This window comes from Vibrio sp. KUL70 (genome assembly GCF_059725515.1).
The window spans coordinates 176150-199288 of sequence record NZ_AP045836.1; the positions used below are offsets into that span (position 1 = coordinate 176150).

General features: G+C 46.8%; 8 protein-coding genes. 7 read left to right on the forward strand and 1 reads right to left on the reverse strand.

Annotated features, from left to right (window positions below; genetic code table 11):
* Window positions 1–54 precede the first annotated feature (54 nt).
* The 7 genes from AC6I7V_RS20765 (at window position 55) to AC6I7V_RS20795 (ending at window position 8121) form a co-directional block, all read left to right on the forward strand.
* The gene (locus AC6I7V_RS20765) at window positions 55–423 is read left to right on the forward strand and encodes a VOC family protein (protein WP_498012405.1); all 369 of its coding nucleotides are present in this window, start codon (window positions 55–57) and stop codon (window positions 421–423) included.
* A gap of 71 nt (window positions 424–494) precedes the next feature.
* Window positions 495–992, forward strand: coding sequence for a GNAT family N-acetyltransferase (locus tag AC6I7V_RS20770; protein WP_498012406.1), 498 nt, complete (start codon window positions 495–497; stop codon window positions 990–992).
* A 171-nt stretch (window positions 993–1163) separates the two neighbouring features.
* On the forward strand, window positions 1164–2129 hold the full coding sequence (locus tag AC6I7V_RS20775) for a D-2-hydroxyacid dehydrogenase family protein (protein ID WP_498012407.1): 966 nt from the start codon (window positions 1164–1166) through the stop codon (window positions 2127–2129).
* 124 nt (window positions 2130–2253) lie between these two features.
* A complete protein-coding gene (locus AC6I7V_RS20780; RefSeq protein WP_255233010.1) occupies window positions 2254–2670 on the forward strand; it encodes a GNAT family N-acetyltransferase in 417 nt (138 codons plus the stop codon).
* A 360-nt stretch (window positions 2671–3030) separates the two neighbouring features.
* Window positions 3031–4668: an ABC transporter transmembrane domain-containing protein gene (locus tag AC6I7V_RS20785; protein ID WP_498012408.1), complete on the forward strand. Its 1638-nt coding sequence runs from the start codon at window positions 3031–3033 to the stop codon at window positions 4666–4668.
* The gene (locus AC6I7V_RS20790; RefSeq protein ID WP_498012409.1) at window positions 4665–6815 is read left to right on the forward strand and encodes an ABC transporter transmembrane domain-containing protein; all 2151 of its coding nucleotides are present in this window, start codon (window positions 4665–4667) and stop codon (window positions 6813–6815) included. The genes AC6I7V_RS20785 and AC6I7V_RS20790 overlap by 4 nt, the downstream gene beginning before the upstream one ends.
* The gene (locus tag AC6I7V_RS20795) at window positions 6808–8121 is read left to right on the forward strand and encodes an HlyD family type I secretion periplasmic adaptor subunit (RefSeq protein ID WP_498012410.1); all 1314 of its coding nucleotides are present in this window, start codon (window positions 6808–6810) and stop codon (window positions 8119–8121) included. Before AC6I7V_RS20790 ends, AC6I7V_RS20795 begins: the two co-directional genes overlap by 8 nt.
* Window positions 8122–8234: 113 nt before the next feature.
* Here AC6I7V_RS20795 and AC6I7V_RS20800 read toward each other — a convergent pair whose 3' ends face one another.
* Window positions 8235–22652, reverse strand: coding sequence for a VCBS domain-containing protein (locus AC6I7V_RS20800; RefSeq protein WP_498012411.1), 14418 nt, complete (start codon window positions 22650–22652; stop codon window positions 8235–8237).
* Window positions 22653–23139: the final 487 nt, after the last annotated feature.

Genomic DNA, 23139 nt, shown 5'->3' on the forward strand with positions numbered 1-23139 from the left:
GTTTTTATATACAGTATTATTATGTATCCTATCCTAAAAAAGGAGTAGTACACGATGATCTTAAATCATATTTCTATCGGTATTTCAGACCTCGAAAAAGCCGTTTCTTTTTATGACGCTGTTCTTGAGACTCTCTCTATAAATCGAACGCATTATATTGAGAATGCCGCTGCCGCTTACGGTGAACGTTTTGAGTTTTGGATAGGGTATCCAATTGAAGGTAAGGCGACGTCGGGTAATGGTGTGCATGTCGCATTGAATGCACCATCCAAAGACGCAGTCATGCGCTTCTATAAAACTGCTCTTGAGCTAGGAGGGCAATGTGAAGGACAGCCTGGCCCTAGACCTGAATATGGTGAAACTTACTATGCTGCATTTGTCCGAGATCCTGATGGGAACAAGTTAGAGGCTGTATTCATGTAGTAATAAAGAAACTTCGCCATGGACATAGTTTCAAAATAAGCACCATAAACTAGAAAGTAAGAGTCGCGACAATGGAAATTAGAACAGGGAAGTTAGCTGATGTTTCGAGCATTACGGATATTTTCAATTATTACATTGAACATTCTAATGCTCGCTTTGAGGAGTCTCCGCTGTCATTAGACAATCGACTGGAGTGGTTCTCCCAGTTTAAGCCTGATAGTAGGTATCAAATCTATGTAGCGATCGATAACGGTAAACTTATAGGGTTCGCTTGCTCCCAGCCATACAGAGCAATGGCTGCCTTTGATGAGACTGTAGAGGTGACAGTTTATCTGGATCCGTTTATTCAAGGAAAAGGGGTTGGTTCCAAGCTTTATGAGAAGTTATTCAGCGCCATCCAAGCTCATGGTGTTCATCGAGTTTTATCAGGTGTTGCCTTGCCGAATGATGCTTCAATAGCGCTACATAAGCGTTTTGGCTTTAGAGAAGTGGGCATCTTTAATGAATATGCTAAGAAAAACTGTGAGTACATAAGCTCGATGTGGTTAGAAAAGATATTTAACGAATAATTCGAAGTCGATTCGAAGTAGGTCAAAAAGGTTAAGTCGAGATGTTAATTACAACCAGTCCAACCTCTAGAAGCAGTGCTCAAGCATCAAAATATATACAGTGGTATCAAGACCACATCCCTCAGTGACTAGCGCTAGTAGAAAAAGAATTATAACGATAAGGAGATAACCGTGAAAATAGCAGTATTGGATGATTACCAAAACGCAGTTCGAGATCTTGATTGTTTTGGTTTGTTAGAAGGGCAAGATGTCACAGTCTTTAATGAGACCTACTCAGAACAAGAATTGATTGAGAAGTTGACGAATGTCCAAGCTCTAGTACTGATTCGAGAACGTACCCAGATAACGGAATCGCTCTTATCTAAACTCCCGAACCTTGAAGTGATCAGTCAAACGGGCAAGGTGAGTAATCATATCGATGTGCAGCTTTGCGAAAAATACGGAGTTAAGGTACTAGAGGGGAGAGGCTCGCCAGTTGCCCCTTCAGAACTCTGTTGGGCTCTAATAATGGCAGCAAGCCGAAATATACCTAGCTACACTTCGAATCTTGCAAATGACCAGTGGCAAAGTTCAGGTAGCTTAGGGCTAGGGCGAACCTTGAAAGGGTTGAAACTGGGTATTTGGGGTTATGGGAAGATAGGGCAAAGAATCGCTCAATATGCAAAAGCGTTTGAAATGTCAGTCGTAGTATGGGGACGCCAAGCTTCGCGAGACTTGGCAAAATCACACGGCTTTGAGGCCTCTGAATCCAAACGCGCCTTCTTTCAGCAAGTGGATGTTCTGTCTCTCCATCTTCGTTTGAATGAGGTAACGCGAGGGTGTGTTACGGCTGAAGATCTAAGATCAATGAAGTCAGATTCCTTGTTTGTGAATACCAGCCGTTCAGAGCTTGTCGAGACTGATGCGCTGTTCAATGAACTCAAATCCAATCCGAGCAAACGAGCGGCTGTCGATGTTTTTGATTGTGAGCCCGCAACTAAAAGTACAGAGCCTTTGCTTTCTCTACCTAACGTTACAGCGACCCCTCATTTAGGATATGTAGAGCAAGGAAGCTACGAGCTTTATTTTAAAATAGCGTTCGAAAATCTTGTGGCGTACATTTCTGAGAACGAAGCGCTTGGAGAAGCATGTGATTAACGGGTCGGTATGGTTAAGTATGAATAACTTAACCATGAATAAATCGAGCGTTAATAGATTCATTATATTTGGCACTTTTTAAGGTGTTTAGGTTGAAGTAAGGAAACAAGTCGTGTTACGAGAAATGGACATCTCAGACTATCAGCAGGTGATGAGCCTTTGGTCTGAAACGGAAGGTATGCAATTACGAGAAGCAGACTCCGAAGAAAACATCGGAAAGTATCTCGAGCGTAACCCAAACCTGAGTTTTGTTGCTGTGGAAGGGGAGCAGATCGTAGGGGCGATATTGGTGGGAACAGACGGTCGTCGTGGTTATATCCAACATTTAGCGGTATCGAAGGCTTGCCGTGGGCAGGGCTTAGGCGCAAAGCTGATATCAAACGCAGTGGACGCTTTATCATCTATAGGGATTGCTAAAACCCACTTGTTTGTCATCAACGACAACCTGAATGCACAAGCGTTTTATGAAAATATTGGTTGGCATCCACGTGATGAAATACGCATGTTTTCATTTAACGCATCAAACGTAGGCAACATCTAGGTGCGAGTTGGCAGAGACTAGGACAATTTAGAGGTGTTATGACCGAAGGTTTAATTGAACAAGCAATCGCAAACATACGTTCCAAGTCTTCTCATGCCATTGTCGGAATTGATTCTAATCTTGAGCTTTAGGGTGGTAGATAAGCATTTATATAGACATCGATTTGAGCTATTCCTTACGTCTGGAGTGTTCAAAATATTTGCTGATGAATTCCTGGCCGCTAGTCAAATTGATGCTGTGAGATAAGTTCAATAATAGTCAGGTAGTGAATCTAGTTTTTTATTTAAATTCAGATTGTTACCTTGCATAAAATGAAACTATGTACCAATCTTATTTCATAAGCATGGATAAGGATTGTGTATGCCTGTAACGTCAGTAAAAAACAAAGGGGTAGTAAGGAAAGTCTTACTGCCTTCTTTACTTATTAACCTCTTGTCATTAGCCGTTCCATTAACGGTTCTCCAGATCTACGATCGCATTCTTCCCAATCAAAGCTATGGTACGGCTACATTGCTTCTAGCGGGGGCGACATTAGCTGTAGGCATGGAAGCTCTAATACGTTTTGTTCGCACTTGGCTTTTGTCTGCCGCGGCCAGCAATACCGAAAAAGCCACTTACCAAACTTTGGTTGAAAGGGTCACGACTGCATCATCAGGACACCTTCGTAAGCTCGGTGTGGGCGGTGTCGAAGAGGGACTAGGATCGGTATCCAAAGTTAAGGATTGGTATTCTGGTGGAATAATCTCTGGCTTTATCGACTTGCCTTTTGCATTGATCTTTCTTGGGCTGGTGGCTTATATCGGCGGTGAGCTAGTGGCGATACCTTTGGCAGTTTGGCTCATTACGCTTGGTATTGTTTGGCTGTCTTCTATCCGCGTGAAAAGTTTAAGTGAAGAAGCGTCTAAAGATGAGCAGGAGAGAAAAGCCTTCTTAATTCTTCTTAGCCAAACCATTCAGGGTATTAAACGTCAGGCTGTAGAATCTCGAATTTTTAATCAGTTTAAATCGCTCAATAATATCCGCTCTCAATCCAAAGCCAAAGAAGAAGAACAGAACGCTTTCGCTCAAGAATGTATTCAGCTTGCTGCGCTTGCGACTTCTGTGTTGTTGGTCATTACCGGGAGCTTGTGGGTATTGGATGGCCAATTAACAACGGGTGGGTTAGCAGCATGCTCCATCTTATCGGGTAGAGCTGTGGCGCCTCTGAGCGCTCTGGTTGGGGTTCGAATCAAGCTTAATTCAATCCATAGTGCCAATCAGGCAATAGAAAAGTTAGGGGACTTATCACTGGCTGAGTCCGCTGGTTCTGAGCTTAACTTCTCTGACTTTGAGACTTTAGAAATCAAGCAAGCCACCGTTGAACGGTATGGTGAACTCGCCAGTGCGGATGTGACGCTGAATAAAGGCGAACTGGTGCTGTTAGAGAGTGAAGATCGCCACATTAATAGTCACTTGCTGTCTTCGATCGCAGGGGTTGATGATTTAGCCGCGGGTGAGTGCTTCATTAATGGCAAAGCCGTTTCCATTGCATCTATCGCTCAAGTTACAGCTTACTGCGGGGTTAAAGGGCAGCTAGTCTCAGGTACGATTCTGGACAATTTGTGTGGCTTTGACCCTGAGAGAACACAAAGCGCCAATGATTACGCTGTGCGCTTAGGATTAACCAAAGAAATTACGCGTTTACCTGATGGGTTAGAAACACAAATTGGCCATACAAGTGCATCTTTGTTGAGTATGGGCAATATTAAAATGCTCAATATTGCGGCTCAATTAGCGAGTGGTAAGCCCGTTATCATGCTAGAAAGGCCGGATTCCTCGTTAGATCTCAATGCTCTCGGTAATCTGGTCAAGGTGCTGGAAGAAGAAGTATTGGCAGGGCGCACCATATTGATGGTGAGCTATCATGCAAAACTTCGCGAAATAGCGAGTCGAACAATTACAGTAGAAAACGGTTCGATTGCCGAAGATAGTTCTAATCAGCAGGAGGTCATTGCATGAATCGTTTAGATGCTAATCGCCATGGTGAAACAGACGGTCAACATGAGCTGATGAACCGGCTGGAAACTGAAAGCCTTTCTGTGCTCAAGGTGTTGGAAGTAAATGCGAATATCCAACTGTTCGCTCGCCAATGGGTTGATGAGAACGGCATTGAATCAATAGATGATATGTTTGCCCTGTTTGATAGGCTTGCATTGCCATATCGCTTGGTTGCTAACCTAGATGAGGTGGGCGATCACAAATTAGTTCTCCTAGTTCTTAGTGAAAGTGAATTGGTTTCTGGTCACTTGGAGTCAAAACAGTTTGTGGCTGTTGATGGCAATGAAGACGTTTCAGAGGTTCCTCAATTTTGCATTGTGATCGAAGGGGCGCCATTGGAGAAGGCTTCTCCGGATTGGGTTGGTGAACGGTTACATGCTTTTCGTCCTATCATTCCCAAATTGCTCTTGGTCAGCTTTATCACCAATTTATTTGCTCTCGCAGTGCCATTCATCACGATGTCGATCTATGACCATGTAATCGGTGGCGATGCTGGGCACGAACTGCAAGGAATTGCCATTGGTGCCGCCTTGTTGTTTGTGATGATGGGCTGGTTAAGAACATTGCGCAGTCGAGTGTTTGCTTCTGTGTCCAACCGAGTCAGCCGAGAGATATCTCAGTCCCTTGTGCAGCGACTATTAAGAAATAGCTATGCTCAAAATCAGCAAACTGCCTCGTCTAGTCAACAAAACCAAGTGATGTTATCTGAGCGCATTTCAGGTGTGTTGTCAGGACCACTCGGTAATGCGTTGTTTGATTTACCTTTCATTGCCATTTTTGTCCTTGCGATAGGAGTGCTAGGTGGATGGCTAGTACTGGTTCCAATCGTCTCTTTGGTTCTGTATTACCTATTAGCTAAGCGTTCGATACGTTCGAGTAGTAAGCGCTCAATGCAATCGACGGTAGCCGGCACGAATCGTCAAAACATGACTAATGAGTTGACGTCTAAGCTTGCCTTTATTCGTAGTGCTGGGTTTTCAGAACACTGGATTCAACGTTTCCAAAAGGCCAATTTGCTTGCCTCTACGGTGACATTTAATCAATCGGTGCTGCAAAGTCGATACACCTCGATTTATTACTTTATTGGAGTGGGTTCAACACTGGCTGTTATGGGCTTAGGTATTGGACTTATTTTCGAGCAAGTGATGACGCCTGGTGGTTTGATTGCATCAATGATGTTGATTTCCAAAGTGACTGGGCCTGCGCAGGTGTTGGCCAACAGCGCGATGCGTTTTAATAGCTTTAATCAATCCAAACTGCAGGTAAATCGTATCCTGTCTCAGCCGTCTGAACGTGAATTCAGTTACCAGCATCATCCATTGCCAATGGTCGCTCCGAGCTTGAAGTTGGATCAAGTGACTCTCCGATATCCTAAACAGAGTCGCCCAGCATTGAATGGTGTAAGTTTTGATGTTGAAGCGGGCGATATTGTGGCGATTACTGGCCCTTCAGGCAGTGGTAAGTCGACATTAATTGAAGTCTTGTCCGGTTTACAGCCTATTCAAAACGGAATGGTTGAGCTGAAAGGGGTAAACCTTGCTCAGTACGATCCGCAGCTCTATCGACACTGGTGTTTCATTCGCGCTGCTTACCCTGACTTACTCACTTTAAGTATTCGAGAGTGGCTGAGCGATGGGCATAAAGTTGAAGAGCAGAAAATGATATCAGCCATTGAAATGGTTGGTGGCAAGCGCTGGTTCTCCACATTACCTGATGGACTTGATACCTCTATCAGTAGCATCCAACCGGATAGCCTGTTTGACATGTTGTCAGGCACTGTCGCTCAGATCCTTATTGACGCGAAAGCTTTGGTGTATGACTACCCGATGTTCCTAATGGATAACCCGGTGCCTGATGGCCATCCCAATGCTAAACGCGTATTCGGTGAATTCTTGGCGATGAAGAAAGGAAAAGCAACGGTGATCTATACATCGCATGATCCTGACTTGATTAAGCTCGCTGATAAAGTCGTGGTGTTAGATGAGGGTGCCGTGGTTTATGCTGGTCCTTTGGAGCAGCCATCAGAGTCTCAAGAGCAGCAGTTATCTGACACACAAGAGTTACCAAAGCAAAAAGTAGAGTCAAAGCAAGGAGTCGCTAATGGCTAAAAAACCTATCGAGACTGGCAAGCGTTACGGCGAGCTTGTTGAATCACAAAATACAGCTCGAACATTGGCGCTGGCGACATGGTCAGTTGCCTTGTGTGTTATTGCTTTTGTCACTTGGTCTGTGGTCACCCAAGTGGATGAGATCGCAAAGGCAAAGGGTGCGGTGATTCCTGAAGGGGAAAAGCAAGTATTACAAAGTGCCATTGGCGGTAAGTTAAAGCAAATTCTTGTTAAAGAAGGGCAATTGGTAGAGAAAGGTCAGCCACTTGTTGAATTTGACGCTACCTTCCAGCGCACGGCTCTCGAAGAGTTGAAATCACAACAAGTAACCTTACTTGCGAGTATCGAACGTATGAACGCGTTACTGGATAACCGTGAGCCGAACTTTGGGGAATTTGAAATTGATTTTCCGGAGATCGTTAGCCAACAAAAGGCGCAGTTAAACGCTCAAAAAGGGCTCTACTATCAAAAACGCATTGTTTTGGAAAAGGACAGTGAGCAAATAGCAGAGCAGCTTCGTGTCGTAGAAAAATCTCTACCTAGCTACGATAAAGAGCTAAGTGCCACTAAGCAAGAACTGAACATCTTGGAAAAAGGTTATAAAGCCGGGAACATCTCTCGTTTACGCGTGCTTGAAATGCGTCAAAAGTTGGCCAGCATAGAGCAGAAAATTGAAGAAGCCCGCGGTAAGAAGTCGGTTCTTATTAAGCAGGCAGACAGCAATGAGCAAAAAATCGAACAACTTCTTGCTGAAGCCAAAGCAAAAGTAAGTGAAGATCGCTCCAAAGCGGTATCAGATTTGTCGGCTCTTAATGCACGAGTGCGTTCAAGCCAAGCAAAACTGACGAACACCATGTTAGTGTCACCGCTACAAGGCTTGGTACAAAGCCTGCCAAGTACTCAGAACGGTGGCGTTATTCAACCGGGCGGGACTGTGGTTGAGATTGTTCCTGTCGGCGGTAAAGCGGATTTTAAAGCTCGCTTATCTCCGAGGGATATTGGTTTTGTGAACGTGGGTCAGCCTACTCGAATCAAGATTGATGCGTTTGATTACAGCCGTTTTGGTGCTTTAAAAGGGGAGGTTGAGAGTATTTCACCGACGACAAGCCAAAGTGAACGAGGTGAGATCTATTATGAGGTTGTGGTCTCTGTGGAAACGCCGTACTTCCGTGACAACCCTGAAAGCTTTTCTATTCTTCCTGGGATGACGGGAGAGGTAGATATCACGACGGGCGAGAAGTCAGTATTCCAATACCTTTGGAAGCCGATCTATACCAATATCAGTGTTGCATTTGGGGAAAGGTAACTCGAATAGTCACAACTGTTCTTTGTTATGATTGATACAAGACAAAACTATTAAAAAGGGAGCACATAGCGTGCTCCCTTTTGTTTTCTTCTCTAATGATTAATCACCCACCATTAGTTATTTGGATCTATGTCTGGTAGTCCATCTACGTCGTTGTGATGATGGTGTTCATCATCTTGGTTGTGGTTATTGGCTGCATCATGGTGTTCAAGTGCATCCGACATATCCAAATGCGTTTGATCGTAATCTGCAGCATGTTGTTGGTCGACTTGTGCAAGCACGATGTCCATGTCAGCAGGCTGATCGTGCCCTGTGGTAGGCGATGCATCTGGCTGAATACCTAGGGCATCCAAGTAAGCCGCAGCACCATGGTGGTCAGTTTTCTGGTCTGGCTCCTGATGAGCATGCTGAGATAAATCTAGAGAAGTGTCTTCACTTACAGTAAACGTGAAGTCCTCGTGAGAGGCGATCTCTGGCTCGTCATGCTGAACTGGCGGTGGTGGAGGTGGAGCCGGATGAGATGCGTGGACAATAGGTGTGATCGTCATATCAACAACCTCAGTTCCAATCGTAAGCTTGCCACTATGCCCTGGTCCATGACTGAGTATTTGAACGTTCACGTGGGCAACTACCTCATCCTGATTGGTCCCTTGCAGTGCGATTTCGAACTTATCTTCATGCTGGCCAATCCCTGAAGCACTGCCATGTGGTCCCGTGTGGACTTGTGCTTGCTCTTGGTAATGTAAATGACCGGTTTGAGGGTCAATGGTTAACGTTCCATATTGCCCATGATGGCTTGTTACATACTGACCATTAGGTAGATGGATACGCCAACCGTTTTGCGCCGATGGGACAGGCGTTTGAGATGGGACAAGAGGTGGAACACCAAGTGTACCGGACACTTGATGACTTCCTGATGGTGGTTTAACAACAATCGGCTCTGGGATTGCACTGGCGGCAACACCTTGGCTACCCGCTGTATTTCCGTGTTCGTCTGTCATGGTGACTTGCACTTGAAAGCCTGGGTTTACTTCAATTTGTAACCCATGCTGGAGTGTATGAGCATCCAGCACGTGATCTTGTCCATTAACAACGAGATGTTCGCCAACCTTAGCATCACCCGGTGGGGTAATTGTCGCAGTGACTGTATTGGGGTGCCCGTGGGCTATTTCTGCTTTGCTGTAAAGCCCATCGGGTCCAGGGTTTTCAAAGGTAATTGTCGGCAGGCTAACATGAGTATCAACGCTGAATACCTGGGAACCTGTCGTCGCACTGCCCACATTCCCTACGGCATCGGTGGTTATAATGGTGGCTTCTATTGAGTGTATCGAGCCAGACTGACCATTAGCATAGCTAGTATGAATATTGGCATGTTCCAATACATTACCAGCCACTGGAATAGAAAAATGTCCACTCGAATCAACTGAGCCTGTGAGTGATGAAATGGTTGCACCGTTTATCTTCAAGCTGACAATATCACCTGCTTGGTAATCGCCAGTTACTGTTCCGGTTATCGCGATAGTTTGACCAGATTCAACAGCATTGAGCACGTTATCTTGTGTCACTGAGTCAACTGCAATATGTGGAATCGGACTCTGCGTATCAACTAGCAGGTGGGTCGAAATGCGAGGCGTCGAATTACCTGCCGTATCAACGGTACCAACTTGTATTGAGTAATCGCGATCGGTCGCCATTATGTTTTGATGTATAGAAGTACCTAGAGTTAATGACCACGTACCATCTGGTTTTACCGTTGCATCATAAAAGTGTTTATTGCCGATGACGACATAGACGACATCCCCTGGTGCTATGTTGGATGTCGTGCCGGTGATCACTAATGGTTGGTTGTTCTCTGCGGCATTTAATGCGTTGTCCTGCGATATCGGGTTTACTGTGATTGTGCCGGGTGTGGTGTCCAAGGTGAAGCTAAAGTGCGTCACTGGCGATACGTTGCCTGCGATATCAGTCTGTCTTACCTGTAGGTCATTAACCCCCTCAACTGGATTGAACACAGCTGTCCAAGTGTGTCCGCCGTCATTCGAGTATTCTACTTTTGCTCCTGCTTCCGTTTGAATTGTAAGTTGAGAGTCTTTAGTGATTAAGTCTGGGGTGTTAACCGAGTGTCGCCCAGTGTCGTTGCGCAGAGAGACCGCTGGTGCAGCAATCGTATTATCGAGTGTGAAAGTCACCGAAGTATCAGGGGATACATTTCCTGCGGCGTCAGTTTGTCTCACGCTAACCGTATTTGAGCCTTGTTGAGGGGTGAAACTTGATGTCCATTTGTGTCCGTTGTCGGTCGAGTATTCAACGGTTGCGCCTGTCTCTTGTCCAGTGATAGTCAATGAACCATCGCTAGTAATCAAATCAGACGAATTGCTTCCTGTGTCATGGGTTAATGAGACTTGAAGCGGTGCCACTACAGTATCAACATGCAATGGAAGAATGGATGATGTTGCTGGTAAAACTGAAGAGGGAGCTAACGCTTTGGCAGAAAGAGTATGATCGCCATTCGATAAGCTGCTTACCGCCACGCTATACTGCCCCGAGCCATCAGATACCGCATGTCCAATAGGTGTTGAGCCATCATAAATAGTGACTTGTGAGTAAGGAATATCCGTGTGCCCGGTGACTGTCGGTGTGCTGTCTTTAGTGAGGTTATCGGTATCGGAAGTACCAGTATCGCTAGATTTCGCTAAGTCGACGGTGACTGCATTATTTGGCGGAGTGTTTGTTCCTGCTGGTAAACTTGGTTGCGTTGTCGTTACCAGTGGATTGGAAGGCACAGAGGTTGAAATCGTCGGTGATTGTCCTGGCACAACTGAAACATGACCGTTGGCATCAAAAGTGATGAACTTCGATGACTCCCCGCCGTGATTGTCAGACACTTTTACTTCGAACACATCGGCGCCGTGATATGTGTGCGTAGTTGCGTTGTAACTCATCCCAGCAACCGAACCGTTGGCTGTATACACATACGCGCCTGAATCCGGGTCAACCGATAGCGAACCGAATTGACCTGTTGAATTGACGACAGAGAAGGTGTGAGTGTCTTTCACGTCAACATCAGTTTCGGTCAGTGTACCTGTTGTTGGAGTTGTTTGGGTTACTGATAAAACGGGAGCATCATTGGTGCCATTAATAGTGAGAGTAATCACATGTGGCGTCCCATCTTTAGATTGGATAGTGACGGTATCCGTGAGCGTTTCACCTGCACCTAGACTTTGAACTTCTGGCTTACGGTTATCGATGTAATAGTGCCATCTTCCTTGTTGATCTATTTCTAACTCACCACCAAGTGCGGATCGGTAGGGTGCCCAGTTAGGATGTGAGGGAGCGCTGATCAGCGTGTGGTAATCAAAGCCTGATTCTCCAGCATCTGGGTCAACGGCTGTAAGGTGGCCTTTAGCTTCTAATTTATATGAATAATTGCCTTGTACAGAAGAGTGAACATTTTGGTCTTCGGTGACAGAGCCAAAGTCTTTCCCCGTAATTTGTGCAGCATCGTTAACCGCGTCGATATGTAATGTGTTGGTTGCTTCTGCAGAGCTAGCATGTCCATCATTGACGGTAAATTTAAACTGAACATCACCGTTAAAGTCAGTGGCTGGGACAAACTGGAGTTTGGCGATATCGGCAGTCGCGATACTTTGACCAGCAGTGATATCGTGCCCATTGAGTACAAACTTACCTTGAGCCGCGGGTGGCAGGTCAGTGATTGCGATAGAGTGTAACGTATCGCCAGTGTCGACGTCGGTGAAACCGAATTGACTCGCCTGCATTTGATAGTGTGTATCTTCCGTGCCATGGGCAAGAGTGGTTGCCGATACGGTTGGTATATCGTTGTTTCCTACAATCTTAATATCAATAACATGATAATCACCGCCAACAGTATGCACGTTGTATTGGACATGCTCCTCTTGCCCAGCAGCTAATTGCTGAATTTGGCTGTTGTTAACGGTATAAGTCCAAGAGCCATCTTTGGAAATATGAAGACCACCGTGAACGCCACTGTTAAATGGATCATGGCGTTTGCCCACATCCGTTGAGAATGCAGATTGGTCGTGGTCAGGATCGAGGGCACTCAGCTTACCTGATATGATCTCTACAGGCGTTGAAGAGCGATCTTCATGTACATCGGGGTTTGAGGTGACGGATATCGTTGCCTTGTCATTACTCCCTTGAACTAGCACTTCAATATGTTTGGTTGCGGTTGAGCCATCAGTAGATATCGCAGTGATATCAAAACCTTCTGCCTTAGTCTCACCTTGTTGTAGTGCATTGGCCTTTGAGTGGTCTAGGTCATAATGCCATTGTCCATTGCTATCTACATGGAGCGTACCGTAGGCTCCAGTAGAATCGCCAGCGCTGAATGTTACGGAATCTTTACTGTCGGAATCGTGCGCGAGTAGGGTGCCTGAAATAGAGGTAACCTTGTCTTCAACTGCCGTTCCCAATGCGGCCGTTAATGCGTCAGGTGTATCGATAATCACATGATCATCAGTGCCTAAGATTTTGGCTGTCAGCGGGATTCGTGTTCCATCTGCGGTAATAAGAATAATGGTATCAGTCAGAGAATCGCCATGACTCAGTGATTGAACTTCAGCGTGACTATTGTCCGCACTGTAGCTCCATTTATCGTGGCCATCGGTTGAATGAGTGAAGTTGAAGGTACCATGGACGCCTGCAAGATTCATCGCGAAGTTTGCTGGTACCGTATGCTTAACGCCGTTGACCTCTATTTGAGTAACTTTCGCTTCTGATGGCGAGTCAATATCCTGAATATCGAGGTTTTTCCAACCTGACCATAGCTCGTTGGTGCTTGTCCCCGATTTGAGATGATCTTCAGTTACAAAGTTGGAGGCGAGTGTCGGTTGTAGTGCGGCAGCATCATTGCTCGGTAACAACGTGGTAGACGCGCCAGTATGAGTAACCCCACCATGAGCATCTTTGACGTCATAAGTGAAATGCACTTTACCGTTGAAATTATGGTCTGGAGTGAAGGTAAATGTACCATCTTTGTTGTCGACGAGAGTGCCGTGATCCGCATGCACGTTTGCGATAGAGAGTTGCCCGGCATCGTTAGTATCCACATCGACAGTATTTGCAAGCAACTCAGTTGTTGTGATGGTTTGTGCGAGATCTTCTTTTCCGCTGTTAAGCTGTACTTCTGAAGAGCAGTACGGGCGGTCATTGTCGCCATGAATGGTGATGTGAATGTCGTGAGTGGTGCCATCAGCCGATTTGACGGTAACAGTATCGGTTATCGATTCACCTTGACCGAGATGATCAATTTTTCTACCCGTCGCGTCTTGACCTATGGAAGCGTAGTAGCTCCAATCTCCGTTACTCTGGAGTATCACATGTCCGTGTGTACCTTGGTAAGTGCCTGTTTGAGCATGGCTTTCACCAGAGTCTGGATCAACGATGTTCAAGTGGCCATCAGTGTGTATTTCATCGTTCCATATTTTACCGACGTTTCCATGCATATGATCGGGTGAACGATCATCGACGTATCCGCCAGACATAGAACCGTCTGGCGCTGTATAGGTATGTCCTTCATGAACATCTCCCGTATCGCCGCCAGTGAACTGTGCAGCATCGCTAACCGCGTCAATATGCAGAGTGTTGGTTGCTTCTTGTGAATCGACATGTCCATCATTCACCGTAAATTTGAATTGAACATCACCGTTGAAGTTCGGGGTAGGGACAAACTGAAGTTTAGCGATATCGGAGGCTGCAATACTCTGACCTGCGGTGATGTCGTGTCCATCGAGTAAAAACTTACCTTGAGCTGCTGGTGGCAGATCAGTGATCGCTATAGAGTGAAGCGTATCGCCTGTATCGACGTCGGTGAATCCGAACTGACTCGCCTGCATTTGATAGTTTATATCTTCCGTGCCGTTGCTTAGAACTACCTTGGTAACTGTAGGTGCGTCGTTAGTTCCGACGACATCAATATTTAAGTCGTAGGCAGTACCATCGAAGCTGTGTACTCGATAGGTAACCGTTTCAACTTGCCCTTGAGCTAGGTGTTGAAGCGCCGCATTGTCGACGCTATATCCCCAATTACCCGCGCTATCAATTCGAAGCATGCCACCAAATGGATCGTGAATGCGAGTCTCACCAAATTGGCTGTATTGGAACTTATCTTCGCCGCTGTCTGGGTCGATGACTTGAAGTTGGCCATTAGCTAATTCAGTCGTAGTGCCGTTGTTGTGCGTTGCATGTGGTCCATCCTCAATAACCCTTCCGGTAGTCACTTCAGAGATAATGGCTTTGTCTGGGGTCGCTGCAAGAGTGGTATTTGCGCCAGTGTGTGTTGTACCGCCATGAGCGTCTTTCACATCGTAAGTGAAATGAACTTGGCCGTTATAGTCTTTGGTTGGCGTGAAAGTATAGGTTCCATCTTGGTTGTCTTGAATCGAACCGTGATCAGCATGCAAATTAGCGATAGTGAGCTTGCCTGCATCGTTGGCGTCTACGTCAACTGTATTTGCCAATAACTCGGCTGTTGTGATGGTCTGTGCGAGGTCTTCTTTTCCACTATTGAGTTGTACTTCAGAAGCGCAGTAAGGGCGGTCATTACTACCGTGAATCGTAATGACAATATCGTGCGACGTGCCATCTTTAGAATATACGGTAATCGTGTCGGTCAGAGTTTGTCCTTCGCCTAGTTGGTCTATGGCAGTGCCAACCGTTGTTTTTCTGTTGCCAACCCAATCAACGCTACCAACCGTAACATGGTAATGCCAAGTTCCATCAGTGTTTAGTAGTAAGTGTCCGTACTGACCATGGTACGAATTATTCCAAGCACCACCTTTAGGATCAAATTGTGATTCGCCGTTATCTGGATCAGAAATATCCAGCTTACCGTCAGCCGTTAATGCTGCTTGCCCTAATTTAGCCATGCCGGGTTGAGCATAATCTGGCGACATATCTCCGTAGCTACCTTGCCCTTCGGTTACGTCACCTGTGTCGACACCGCCAATAACGGCAGAGTTATTAACCCCTGTAATCGTAATTGAGAGGTTTTGAGTGATGCTCGCATTATGTTCGTCTGTGACTGTTACGGGAACAGTTAACGTCTTCGTGATGCCTGATGCTAACGATTGATAGCTAGAGTGAGCAGGATTGAAACTATAACTGCCGTCCGGATTAACCACTAAACCATCAATCTGCGGTGCGCTGTAAGTCAAGGTCGCACCGGTATCTATATCTTGGCCAACCATTTGTCCATTTAGCACGCTTCCACCTTCAGTCACAGAGTGTGACTGTGCATTGATGGTTGGAGCATCGTTGGTACCATGAACCGTCAGCTCTATCGTATGCGTTGTACCATCTGCTGAGCGTATAACAGCTGAATCGTGTTTCACTTCACCTTGCGCTAAGTTCTGTATGTTGCGGTTGTCGAGGGTATAGGTGTAGTGACCGTCGCGCATGAGCAGTATGTGCCCACCCAGTTTGGTGTCGTAGCCATAACCTTGATAGGTTTGTGGGCCAATATTTGGATCAAATTGAGCCTCTCCCGCATCAGGGTCTTGGATGTTTAATTTGCCGTCGTAATGCAATTGGTAGTGGGTATCTATGTAACCACGATCTTCAGTCACTCCCCTTAAGTCTGCATTGGTTTGTGCGTCGGTAATAATCGCGTTATCTGGAGTTGCGGTAAGGTCAAACTTAGCCTGAGTGCTGACGCTACCACCATGGCCGTCAACCACATCATAGGTGAGTCGAATCTCACCATTGAAATCTTTGTCTGGAGTGAAGGTATAAGTTCCGTCTTTGTTATCAGTCAGGCTACCGTGTGTCGCATGTAGATTCGTCACATGCAAAACATCGCTACTATCAACATCGCTTGCATGCGTTAGCAAATCAGAAGCTTTTATGGTTACAGGTTGATCTTCTTTGCCCGCAGGAAGCTGAGTCCACGCACTGACAATCGGTTTGTCGTTACTACCTTGCACATCGATAACGATTTTATGAGGAACTGTTGCTCCAGCTGAATCGGTAGCGGTGATCCAGAATGATTCAGACTTATGCTCACCAGCCGCGAGTTTATCCGCGGTACCGCCGGTCGAATTGTCTAGCTGATAGTGCCAATGACCATTCTGATCAATCGATAGTGTTCCCCATTGGCCTTGAGGTTGATTGACTGCCCATGTGACGGTGTCAGATTTATCTAAATCGGTTGCTGTTAGAGAACCTGTCGCATCTGGCGTTCCAGCAGTGTTTAAGCCCTGTTCGATGACTGCGCCACTTGAGGTACCGGAGATAGTAGGGCGGTCATTGGTGCCGTTGATCGTTACTTTTATTGTCGATTGGGTCCCATCGACAGAAGTAACGGTAAAGCTCTCTTCAACTTTGTCACCGGCATTCAGTTGGTTGAACGCGCTGTTGGCGGTAAATACCCAGTGGCCATTGGAATCAATGGTTAAGTCTCCATGAGTGCCTGTGATGGAGTCAGGGGTAAAGGCATTGTCCGGGTTATCGACATCGGTACTGGTTAGGTTGCCAGAGGTTGTGATTGCTGAGTCAGTTTCATTGACGGCCACAGTCGCGCTGCTTACTGTCGCGGCATCGTTGGTACCATTGATGGTCACTTTAATTGTCGAAGGTGTACCATCGACAGACGTTACTGTGAATGCCTCTTCAACCTTGTCGCCAACGTTGAGTTGGTTGAATGCGCTGTTGGCGGTAAATACCCAGTGACCATTAGCACCAATAGTTAAGTCACCGTTGGTACCGTGATGAGTTGAAGCAGTAAAGGCATTATCTGGGTTATCGACGTCCGTGCTGGTTAGGGTGCCAGAGGTTGTGATTGCGGAGTCCGTTTCGTCGACAGCTACAGTCGCACTGCTGACGGTAGCTGCATCGTTCGTCCCGTTAATAGTCACTTTAATCGTCGAAGGTGTGCCATCAACAGAGGCAACCGTAAACGTCTCTTCAACTTTGTCACCGACATTCAGTTGGTTGAATGCGCTGTTGGCCGTAAATACCCAATGACCATTGGCGTCAATGGTTAGGTCGCCGTGGGTACCTGTAATTGAATCTGGCGTAAAGGCGTTATTTTGGTTATCGACATCGGTACTGGTCAAGGTTCCAGAGGTTGTTATTGCTGTGTCTGTTTCATCGACAGCCATGGTAGCGCTGCGGACGGTAGCAGCATCGTTGGTACCGTTGATGGTGACCTTAATAGTTGACGGGGTACCATCGACAGAGGTGATTGTGAATGTCTCTTCAATTTTGTCGCCAACGTTCAGTTGGTTGAACGCGCTGTTGGCGGTGAACGTCCAGTGCCCGTTGGCATCAATGGTTAGGTTGCCGTGTGTACTGGTGATTGAATCTGGTGTGAAGGCGTTGTCAGGGTTATCAACGTCGGTACTGGTTAAGGTGCCAGAGGTTGTGATTGCTGAATCAGTTTCATCAACAGAAACAGTGGCACTGCTCACCGTTGCTGCGTCGTTAGTGCCGTTGATGGTGACCTTGATAGTTGACGGGGTACCATCGACAGAGGTGATTGTGAATGTCTCTTCAACTTTGTCGCCAACGTTAAGTTGGTTGAACGCACTGTTTGCCGTAAATACCCAGTGTCCATTGGCATCGATGGTTAGGTCGCCGTGGATACCTGTAATTGAATCCGGAGTGAAGGCGTTATCTGGGTTATCCACATCGGTGCTGGTTAGAGTGCCTGAAGTTGTGATTGCGGAGTCAGTTTCATCAACGGCTACCGTTGCGCTACTCACCGTAGCTGCGTCGTTGGTACCATTAATGGTCACCTTGATAGTAGATGGTGTTCCATCGACAGACGTTACCGTAAACGTCTCCTCAACCTTGTCGCCAACGTTGAGTTGGTTGAATACGCTGTTGGCGGTAAATACCCAGTGACCATTGGCGTCAATGGTTAGGTCGCCGTTGGTGCCCGTGATCGAATCTGGTGTGAAGGTGTTGTCAGGGTTATCAACGTCGGTACTGGTTAGAGTGCCTGAAGTTGTGATTGCAGTGTCTGTTTCATTGACAGCTATAGTCGCGCTGCTTACTGTCGCGGCATCGTTGGTACCATTGATGGTCACTTTAATCGTCGAAGGTGTTCCATCGACAGACGTAACCGTGAATGTCTCTTCAACTTTGTCGCCAACGTTCAGTTGGTTGAATGCGCTGTTGGCGGTGAACGTCCAGTGCCCGTTGGCATCAATGGTTAGGTCACCATTAGTCCCTGTGATCGTATCTGGGGTAAAGGTGTTGTCAGGGTTATCCACGTCGGTACTGGTTAAGGTGCCAGAGGTTGTGATTGCTGTGTCTGTTTCATCAACGGCTACTGTTGCACTACTTACTGTAGCCGCATCGTTCGTACCGTTAATGGTCACTTTAATCGTCGAAGGTGTTCCATCGACAGACGTTACCGTAAACGTCTCTTCAACCTTGTCGCCAACGTTGAGTTGGTTGAATGCACTGTTGGCCGTGAAGACCCAGTGACCATTGGCATCAATGGTTAGGTCGCCGTGGGTACCTGTGATCGTATCTGGGGTAAAGGTGTTGTCAGGGTTATCCACGTCGGTACTGGTTAGAGTGCCAGAGGTTGTAATTGCCGAGTCAGTTTCATCGACAGCCACAGTTGCGCTGCTGACGGTAGCTGCGTCATTGGTACCATTGATCGTCACTTTAATTGTCGAAGGTGTACCATCGACAGACGTTACTGTGAATGCCTCTTCAACCTTGTCGCCAACGTTGAGTTGGTTGAATGCACTGTTGGCGGTAAATACCCAGTGACCATTAGCATCTATGGTTAGGTCACCATTAGCGCCTGTGATCGTATCTGGGGTAAAGGTGTTGTCAGGGTTATCCACGTCGGTGCTGGTTAGGGTGCCAGAGGTTGTGATTGCTGAGTCCGTTTCGTCGACAGCTACAGTTGCGCTGCTGACGGTAGCTGCGTCATTGGTACCATTGATCGTCACTTTAATTGTCGAAGGTGTACCATCGACAGACGTTACTGTGAATGCCTCTTCAACCTTGTCGCCAACGTTGAGTTGGTTGAATGCACTGTTGGCGGTAAATACCCAGTGACCATTAGCATCTATGGTTAGGTCACCATTAGCGCCTGTGATCGTATCTGGGGTAAAGGTGTTGTCAGGGTTATCCACGTCGGTGCTGGTTAGGGTGCCAGAGGTTGTAATTGCCGAGTCAGTTTCATCGACAGCCACAGTTGCGCTGCTGACGGTAGCTGCGTCATTGGTACCATTGATCGTCACTTTAATTGTCGAAGGTGTACCATCGACAGACGTTACCGTAAAGGTCTCTTCGACCTTGTCGCCGACATTCAGTTGGTTGAATGCGCTGTTGGCAGTGAATACCCAATGACCGTTGGCATCAATGGTCAAATCACCGTTGGTACCGTGCTGAGTTGAAGCAGTAAAGGCATTGTCTGGGTTATCGACATCGGTGCTGGTTAGGGTACCAGAGGTGGTGATTGCTGTGTCAGTTTCATCGACAGTCACTGTGGCACTGCTAACCGTCGCGGCATCGTTAGTACCGTTAATGGTCACTTTAATAGTGGATGGTGTGCCATCGACAGACGTTACCGTAAAGGTCTCTTCGACTTTGTCGCCGACATTCAATTGGTTGAATGCGCTGTTGGCAGTGAACGTCCAATGACCGTTGGCATCGATGGTTAGGTCGCCGTGTGTTCCTGTGATCGTATCTGGGGTGAAGGTGTTGTCAGGGTTATCCACGTCGGTACTGGTTAGAGTGCCCGAGGTGGTGACGGCTTTATCCGTTTCATCAACCGCCACCGTCGCGCTGCTGACCGTAGCCGCATCATTGGTGCCGTTGATGGTCACTTTAATGGTGGATGGTGTGCCATCAACAGAGGTGACCGTAAATGTTTCTTCGACCTTGTCGCCAACGTTGAGTTGGTTGAATGCACTGTTAGCCGTAAACGTCCAATGACCGTTGGCATCAATGGTTAAATTACCGTTGGTACCGTACTGAGTTGAAGCAGTAAAGGCATTATCTGGGTTATCGACATCGGTGCTGGTTAGGGTGCCCGAGGTGGTGATTGCCGTGTCAGTTTCATCAACCGCCACCGTCGCGCTGCTGACCGTAGCCGCATCATTAGTACCGTTAATGGTCACTTTAATTGTTGACTGAGTGCCATCGACAGACGTTACCGTAAAGGTCTCTTCGACTTTGTCGCCGACATTCAGTTGGTTGAATGCGCTGTTAGCGGTGAACACCCAATGACCGTTGGCATCGATGGTTAAGTCGCCATGGGTACCTGCGATCGTATCTGGCGTAAACGTGTTATCAGGATTATCGACATCGGTGCTGGTTAGGATGCCCGAGGTGGTGATTGCCGTGTCAGTTTCATCGACAGTCACTGTGGCACTGCTCACTGTCGCGGTATCGTTAGTGCCGTTAATGGTCACTTTAATGGTGGATGGCGTGCCATCGACAGACGTTACCGTAAAGGTCTCTTCGACCTTGTCGCCAACATTCAGTTGGTTGAATGCGCTGTTAGCGGTGAACACCCAGTGACCATTGGCATTAATGGTTAAATCACCGTTGGTACCGTGCTGAGTTGAAGCAGTAAAGGCGTTATCCGGATTATCGACATCGGTGCTGGTTAGGGTGCCCGAGGTGGTGATTGCGGAGTCCGTTTCATCAACAGTCACTGTGGCACTGCTAACCGTCGCGGCATCGTTAGTACCATTGATGGTCACTTTGATCGTGGATGGCGTGCCATCGACAGACGTTACCGTAAAGGTCTCTTCGACCTTGTCGCCAACATTCAGTTGGTTGAATGCGCTGTTAGCGGTGAACACCCAATGACCATTGGCATTAATGGTTAAGTCGCCATGGGTGCCCGAGATCGAATCAGGGGTAAAGGCATTATCTGGGTTATCCACGTCGGTACTGGTTAAGGTGCCAGAGGTTGTGATTGCTGTGTCTGTTTCATCAACGGCTACTGTTGCACTACTTACTGTAGCCGCATCGTTCGTACCGTTAATGGTCACTTTAATCGTGGATGGTGTTCCATCGACAGACGTTACCGTAAACGTCTCTTCAACCTTGTCGCCAACGTTGAGTTGGTTGAATGCACTGTTGGCGGTAAATACCCAATGCCCATTGCCATCGATGGTTAGGTCGCCATGTGTGCCGTGCTGAGTTGAAGCAGTAAAGGCGTTATCTGGATTATCCACGTCGGTACTGGTTAAGGTGCCAGATGTTGTGACGGCTTTATCCGTCTCATCGACAGCCACAGTGGCACTGCTTACCGTAGCCGCATCATTAGTACCATTAATGGTGACCTTGATGGTAGATGGAGTTCCATCGACAGACGTCACCGTGAATGTTTCTTCAACTTTATCACCAACGTTGAGTTGGTTGAATGCACTGTTGGCGGTAAATACCCAATGCCCATTGCCATCGATGGTTAGGTCGCCATGTGTGCCCGAGATCGAATCAGGGGTAAAGGCATTATCTGGGTTATCGACATCGGTGCTGGTTAGGGTGCCCGAGGTGGTGACGGCTTTATCCGTTTCATCAACCGCCACCGTCGCGCTGCTTACCGTAGCTGCATCATTGGTGCCGATGATGGTGACTTTGATGGTTGACCGAGTGCCATCAACAGAGGTGACCGTAAATGTTTCTTCGACCTTGTCGCCAACATTCAGTTGGTTGAATGCACTGTTAGCCGTAAACGTCCAATGACCGTTGGCATCAATGGTTAGGTCGCCGTGTGTTCCTGTGATCGTATCTGGGGTGAAGGTGTTGTCAGGGTTATCCACGTCGGTACTGGTTAGAGTGCCCGAGGTGGTGACGGCTTTATCCGTTTCATCAACCGCCACCGTCGCACTGCTTACACTAGCTGCATCATTAGTACCATTGATGGTCACTTTAATGGTGGATGGAGTGCCATCGACAGACGTTACCGTAAAGGTCTCTTCGACCTTGTCGCCGACATTCAGTTGGTTGAATGCGCTGTTGGCAGTGAATACCCAGTGACCGTTGGTATCAATGGTCAAATCACCGTTGGTACCGTGCTGAGTTGAAGCAGTAAAGGCGTTATCCGGATTATCGACATCGGTGGTGGTTAGGGTACCAGAGGTGGTGATTGCGGAGTCCGTTTCATCAACAGTCACCGTCGCACTGCTGACTGTAGCCGCATCATTAGTACCATTGATGGTCACTTTAATGGTGGATGGAGTGCCATCGACAGACGTTACCGTAAAGGTCTCTTCGACCTTGTCGCCGACATTCAGTTGGTTAAAGGTGCTGTTAGCAGTGAATACCCAATGACCGTTGGCATCAATAGTTAAATTACCGTTGGTACCGTACTGAGTTGAAGCAGTAAAGGCATTATCTGGGTTATCGACATCGGTGCTGGTTAGTATGCCAGAGGTGGTGATTGCTTTGTCTGTCTCATCAACAGCCACCGTCGCACTGCTGACTTTCGCCGGTGCATTATTCGGAGTAGAAGGGATGGTTGTTGTATGGTGTGTTGGTGTCGTCTGAGAACTGTGAGTTACATCCATAGTAGGCAGCGTTGTAGGATGCCTAAAATTGTGACTCGTTGTTTGGTTATGTGGTGATAGATGATGCGAAGGAGTGAGTGGAGTATTGTTCGTGTCTTTGGTCAAATTTACTTGCGAATCTTCTTTTGGCAGCACTAGAGAGCGGGCTTCTCGCTTCGATAAATTTTCCGTTTCAAGCGGTTGAAAAGCTGAATCATTTTCTTGGCTTGAGTTTTCTTTAGATCGAGTATCTAGTATTTCCGTTATACTTGCTTGTTCATCTGATTGTTCAAAATGTAAGGAAGGGAGAATTAGCATCGGACTGTTAGACAGCGGTACTCTAACTCTTGAAATTGAGAATATTTTAATGCTTTTTTTCTTAGTCTCATTTCGTTTGTTATCGATTAGACTATTAGTAGATTGTCTACTTCTAATAGCCTTCATACCAACTTCTTTCTTTTTCATAAAACTAACCCAACTGTTCTTGTATCTTACTGATTAAAGTACA